Source organism: Paenibacillus sp. Marseille-Q9583, assembly GCF_976954365.1.
Map to the genome: position 1 here is coordinate 1 of NZ_CDRJTB010000127.1, position 6,441 is coordinate 6,441.

Genomic DNA, 6,441 nt, shown 5'->3' on the forward strand with positions numbered 1-6,441 from the left:
ACATACTTAGAAAAAAATAATAAAAACTCAATCCAATGACATAATTTCTATCATACAAATTTCCAACTGGTTAATTAACAGCTGTAAATATACCATTTTTTTAAGGGGGAAATACAAAATTACCCCTTTAAATGACATCAGACGTCCCTCATAACAAAAAAACCGTTCCTTCAGCAGTAAATCACTGAAGGAACGGCTCCACTTAATGTAGGTATAAATTATACCAACGCTGTCTGCTTACGACCTTCTTCGACTAAGCGGTACGCCCGCTGAACTTCTTCATCCGTAGGGGATGGCACTCCATCCAATTCATAAGCCTTGCCGAGCATTTCCCATTTATAGATACCCATTTGATGATAAGGTAAGATTTCAAATTTCTCAACGCCATTTAAGGTTCCAATATAACGACCTAGATTGATAAGGTCCTCTTCACGGTCATGAATGCCTGGAACATATACATGTCTAATCCACATCTTACGGTTATGATCTGAGAGCCAACGTGCAAGCTTCAAAGTCCGATCATTAGATTTACCGGTTAACTTAATGTGTGCTTCTTCATCAATATGCTTCAAATCGAGCATCACCAAGTCCGTAACATCCAATAAGTCATTAATCTTGTCACCTTCGTTATAACCATTACTATCTAATGTGGTGTGCAGATTCCAACGCTTCTTAACTTCCGTAAATAACTGTTTTACAAATTGCGCCTGCAAAGTTGGTTCTCCGCCGGATACAGTTAACCCACCACCGGATGAACGATAGTAGTTTAAATATGGCTCGATCTCCGAAAGCACTTCTTCTAGAGTCATTTCCTTACCTTCATCTAAAGCCCAAGTATCAGGGTTATGGCAATACTGGCATTTCAGCAAGCACCCTTGCATAAATAAGACAAATCGAATACCAGGTCCGTCAACGGTTCCAAAGGTTTCCAAGGAGTGTATGCGACCTTTAATCATAGGATGTCATCCTTTCTCCAGGACTGACTAACAGTCCATCTTTCACGAAGAAGAATCCCTGCCCATAAGACTGTGTTCTCCTTAATCGCGACCGTAAAATTTAAAATTTTAATGATTCTTGAACAAGATATTACCGCCCTTGAAACAAGAGCGGTAATTCCTTGCAAATATTTTAGAGCATATCTCAATGAAAGATCTTTATAAATATAAACAAATTACATTGAACCGTGGAAAGTACGGTTAATTACGTCCATTTGTTGTTCGCGAGTCAACTTGATGAAGTTAACTGCATAACCGGATACGCGGATAGTCAATTGTGGATAGTTCTCAGGGTGATCCATAGCGTCCATCAGCTGTTCACGGTTAAATACGTTAACGTTCAAATGCTGAGCGTTATTATGGAAGTATCCGTCCATCATGTGTACCAGGTTAGACTTACAGGATTCATCATCTTTACCCAGTGCCTTAGGTACGATAGAGAACGTATTGGAGATACCATCTTGTGCATCGGAGTAAGGCAATTTGGCTACAGAGTTCAGTGAAGCCAGAGCACCTTTCTTGTCGCGTCCGTGCATTGGGTTAGCACCTGGTGCGAATGGTTCACCTTTTTTACGTCCGTCAGGTGTTGTACCTGTCTTCTTACCGTACACTACATTCGAAGTAATGGTCAATACCGATTGAGTCGGCACAGCATCACGATATGTTTTGTGTTTACGGATCATAGACATGAAGGTTTCAACCAATTCTACTGCGATGTTGTCTACAGCATCGTCATTGTTACCGTAGCAAGGGAATTCGCCTTCAGTTTCGAAGTCAATTGCAATACCTTGTTCATTACGGATTGGTTTAACCTTCGCGTATTTAATAGCACTCAGTGAGTCAGCTGCAACGGACAGACCAGCGATACCGCAAGCCATTGTACGCAGAATGTCGCGATCATGCAATGCCATTTCGATACGTTCGTAAGAATATTTGTCATGCATATAGTGAATGATGTTCAAAGTGTTAACATAAGTCTTAGCCAACCACTCCATCATCGGTTTGAAGCGTTTCATTACTTCGTCATAATCTAGATATTCAGAAGTGATAGCTGGGAATTCCGGTCCAACTTGTGCTCCGGATTTTTCGTCTTTACCACCATTAATAGCATACAGCAAAGCTTTTGCCAGGTTGGCACGAGCGCCGAAGAACTGCATTTGTTTACCGATACGCATTGGAGATACGCAGCATGCAATCGCATAATCTTCACCCCAGTATGGACGCATTAGATCGTCATTTTCATACTGAATTGCACTTGTTTCGATAGAAACCTTAGCACAATATTTTTTGAAGCCTTCAGGCAATCTTTCGGACCAAAGTACAGTTAAGTTTGGTTCCGGAGCTGGACCCAAGTTGTACAGGGTGTTCAGGAAACGGAAGCTGTTCTTGGTAACACGAGTGGTTCCATCTTCAGCCATACCTCCGATGGATTCAGTTACCCAAGTAGGGTCTCCAGAGAAAAGGTCATTATAGTCAGGTGTACGCAAGAATTTTACGATACGCAGTTTCATTACGAAATGATCGACAATTTCTTGTACTTGTTCTTCAGTCAAAGTACCTTCTTCAATATCGCGTTCTGCATAAATGTCTAGGAAGGAAGAAACACGTCCCAGGGACATCGCTGCACCATTTTGTTCTTTAACTGCTGCCAGATATCCAAAGTATACCCATTGAGTAGCTTCTTTGAAGTTCATCGCTGGCTTGGAAATATCCATGCCGTGAGCAGCTGCCATTTCTTTCAATTCGCCCAGTGCACGAATTTGCTCGGACAGTTCTTCACGTAAACGAATTACTTCTTCTGTCATGGAATCAACTTCAAGCTCAGCTAGTTGTTGCTTTTTGTCTTTAATCAAGAAATCAATACCGTACAGAGCAATGCGGCGGTAGTCGCCGATAATACGTCCACGGCCGTAAGCATCAGGAAGACCTGTGATAACGCCAGATTTACGCACTGCTCTCATGTCTGGTGTATATGCATCAAATACGCCTTGGTTATGCGTTTTGCGAATGTTCGTGAACATATCAACGATGTTTTGTGGAAGTTCGAAGCCATAAGCCTTCGTAGCATCAACCATCATCTTGATCCCGCCGAATGGCTGGATGGAACGTCTGAAAGGAGCGTCAGTCTGCACGCCTACAATTTGTTCCTTGTCCTTGTCAATGTAGCCTGGAGCATGTGAAGTGATTGTGGAGACAGTATCAAGGGAAACATCCCATACGCCGCCTCTTTCTCTTTCTTCCTTGCTCAGTTGGGAAATAATCTTCCACAGTTCAGTTGTGTTACTAGTAGGACCTACGAGGAACTCTTCGTTACCTTCATAAGGCTTAATGTTACTAGCGATAAAGTTGTTAACGTCAACTTTCTTGGACCATTTACCTTTTGTAAAACTTCTCCAACCGGATTTCACTTCATTTACTTCTTTTTCAATCACCGACATGCTAAATCCCTCCATCTATATTTATTATATTTGTAGAGATCGCGGGCTTGAAGGTTGATCCCGTGTCTCGTGATCCCCAAAAGATGTGGTTGTTCCAAATTTCACAATCAACATTTCATATGTGGGACCGTTGTTTATATAAACATTCTAGTTTATTTTCTATAAAAACACTGTGACAAATATCACCTTTCGAGTGATATTTGTCACCTTTATCTAAGTCCACAACTATCCTATTCTCTATTTAACCACTTATTAATTATCAAATCTTCCGTAGAACGCATTACGGTATACATCAGCAAGCTCAGATACAAGTGGCAGCTTAGGATTGGCAGTTGTACATTGATCTTCGAACGCACGGTCAGCCAAGTAATCTACGCGGGATTCGAAGTCCTTAGGATCAAAGCCTAGTTGTTGGAACGATTCTTCGATGCCCAATTTTTTATTCATATCGCGAATTGCATTGATCAGGCTAGTTACACCTTCTTCAGTTGTGCGAGCTGGCAATCCCAGAATACGGGCAATTTCAGCATAACGCTCATCAGCTACGAAGTGCGAATATTTAGGGAACGAAGCGAACTTCGTAGGTTTTTTAGCATTGTAGCGGATAACGTGTGGCATAAGGATCGCGTTAGTACGACCGTGAGCAGTGTGGTACTGTCCGCCCCATTTATGCGCCAAACTGTGGTTAATACCCAAGAATGCATTGGCAAAGGCCATACCAGCAAGTGTTGATGCGTTATGCATTTTCTCACGTGCTACTCTGTCGCCTTCCAGCGCCGATTTTTCAAGGTATTGGAATACCAGTTGGATCGCTTTAATAGCTAGACCATCAGTATAATCACTCGCCATAACAGATACATAAGCTTCGATAGCATGTGTCAATACGTCCATACCTGTATCAGCAACAGCAGTTTTTGGCAAGCTGTATACGAACTCTGGATCAATGATAGCCACATCTGGAGTTAACTCGTAGTCAGCCAAAGGATATTTAGTGTGCTGTTCAGTTGTTTTATCGGTAATAACTGCGAAAGATGTTACTTCCGAACCTGTACCCGAAGTTGTTGGAATCGCTACAAACTTAGCTTTGTTACCAAGTTTAGGGAATTTGTATACCCGTTTACGGATATCCATGAATTTTTGTTTCAGACCATTAAAGTCTGCGTCTGGATGTTCATAGAATAACCACATTCCTTTTGCAGCATCCATTGGAGAGCCCCCGCCAAGTGCGATAATGCAGTCCGGTTGGAATCTGTTCATCATTGCAGTACCTTTTTCAACTGTAGTTGTCGATGGATCTGGTTCAACTTCAGAGAACACTTCGATAGCTACAGGAGTTTGACGTTGACGCAGGTAATGTTCAACTCTTTCAACATATCCAAGCTTAACCATCATTGGGTCAGTGATAATTGCGACACGTGTGATATCAGGCATTTTGGTCAGGTACTGAGTAGCGCCTTTTTCGAAATAGATCTTGTCAGGTACTTTAAACCATTGCATATTCACGGTACGACGATTCACCCTTTTCACGTTGATCAAATTGATTGCTGTAACGTTTTGCGACACGGAGTTACGTCCATAAGATCCGCAGCCCAGAGTCAACGAAGGGATATTAGTGTTATAGATATCGCCGATCGCACCATGTGTGGAAGGCGAGTTAACGAGAATACGTCCTGTTTGCAGACGGTTAGAGAACTTCATAATTACTTCTTCGTTGTTGGAGTGGATAGCCGAGCTATGTCCCATACCACCAAATTCAACAATTTGCGCTGCGCGTTCGATACCTTGATCTGCATTCTTAACTTTGTAGCAAGCAAGAACCGGACTTAATTTTTCAGCGGACAGTGGATATTTAGTGCCTACACCTTCAAGTTCTGCTACCAGAATCTTTGTGCCGGCAGGGACTTGAATGCCACACATTTCAGCAATTTTCACTGCGGATTGACCTACGATTGCTGGGTTAACCGCACATTTATCTACGTTCATTGCTCCACTAGTCAGTTTGGCAGCTTCTTCTTTATTCACAAAGTAGCAGCCATTAGCAATCATTTTTTTCTTCACTTGATCAAAGATTGGTTCTTCGATAATAACAGCTTGCTCGGAAGCACAGATCATACCATTATCAAATGTTTTAGAAAGAATGATGTCCGTTACGGCTTGATCAATATCCGCGCTCTTTTCAATGAAAGCAGGTACGTTACCAGGGCCTACGCCAAGTGCTGGTTTACCACAGCTATAAGCTGCTTTTACCATTGCAGAACCACCAGTTGCCAAGATAAGAGCAACGTCTGGGTTGTTCATCAATGCGTTTGTCTTGTCCATTGTTGGCATTTCAATCCATTGGATACAGTTCTCAGGAGCGCCAGCTTTCACGGCAGCATCATGAAGAATTTTTGCAGCAGCTGCACTACACTCTTGCGCAGATGGGTGGAAACCGAATATAATAGGGTTCCGTGTCTTAATCGAAATCAACGCTTTAAACATCGTGGTGGATGTAGGGTTGGTTACCGGTGTGATACCCATAACAATTCCGACGGGTTCAGCAATTTTTTGGAAGCTATCATAAGCGTTGTCTTCAATAACGCCTACTGTTTTATCGTATTTAATTCCGTGCCAGATATATTCAGTTGAGAAGATGTTCTTCGTAATTTTGTCTTCGTATACGCCGCGTCCAGTTTCTTCTACGGCCAATTTTGCGAGGTACATATGTTTGTCGAGTCCAGCCAACGCCATTGCATGAACGATTGTGTCAACTTGCTCTTGGTCCAGCGCCATGAACGCCTCATGCGCTTTTTTTGCTTTATCCACTAAATTCTGAATATACTCTTCAGCGGTAACTTGTTTAACTTGGGCGGCGACTTCGTTCTTAACTGCCATCTCCCTCGTCCTCCTGTCAATTTTTAGTTGTTTTTCTCTACACATTTATCTTATCACATGATTTCCACCTTGTATAGTGAAATCTTTCACAAAGTATAAAGTTTTTTTGATTTGTTTTCAAAGCGCTTTCATTC

General features: G+C 42.1%; 3 protein-coding genes. All 3 read right to left on the bottom strand.

The annotated features are described in order from the left end of the window. Positions 1 to 218: 218 nt before the first annotated feature. Complete coding sequence (gene pflA / locus ACWNM1_RS29890; RefSeq protein WP_042190523.1) at positions 219 to 956, bottom strand: pyruvate formate-lyase-activating protein; 738 nt, start codon at positions 954 to 956, stop codon at positions 219 to 221. A 215-nt stretch (positions 957 to 1,171) separates the two neighbouring features. Then, positions 1,172 to 3,433, bottom strand: a complete 2,262-nt coding sequence (gene pflB / locus ACWNM1_RS29895; RefSeq protein WP_042190525.1) for a formate C-acetyltransferase — start codon at positions 3,431 to 3,433, stop codon at positions 1,172 to 1,174. A 252-nt stretch (positions 3,434 to 3,685) separates the two neighbouring features. Continuing rightward, positions 3,686 to 6,307 carry a bifunctional acetaldehyde-CoA/alcohol dehydrogenase gene (gene adhE, locus ACWNM1_RS29900; RefSeq protein WP_042129885.1) on the bottom strand — a complete coding sequence of 874 codons (2,622 nt, stop codon included), beginning with the start codon at positions 6,305 to 6,307 and terminating at the stop codon, positions 3,686 to 3,688. Positions 6,308 to 6,441 lie beyond the last annotated feature (134 nt).

What these genes read in the sequence shown, in the direction of transcription:
- pflA (WP_042190523.1), bottom strand. Translation starts at nt 956, where the DNA reads ATGATTAAAGGTCGCATACACTCCTTGGAAACCTTTGGAACCGTTGAC.
- pflB (WP_042190525.1), bottom strand. Translation starts at nt 3,433, where the DNA reads ATGTCGGTGATTGAAAAAGAAGTAAATGAAGTGAAATCCGGTTGGAGA.
- adhE (WP_042129885.1), bottom strand. Translation starts at nt 6,307, where the DNA reads ATGGCAGTTAAGAACGAAGTCGCCGCCCAAGTTAAACAAGTTACCGCT.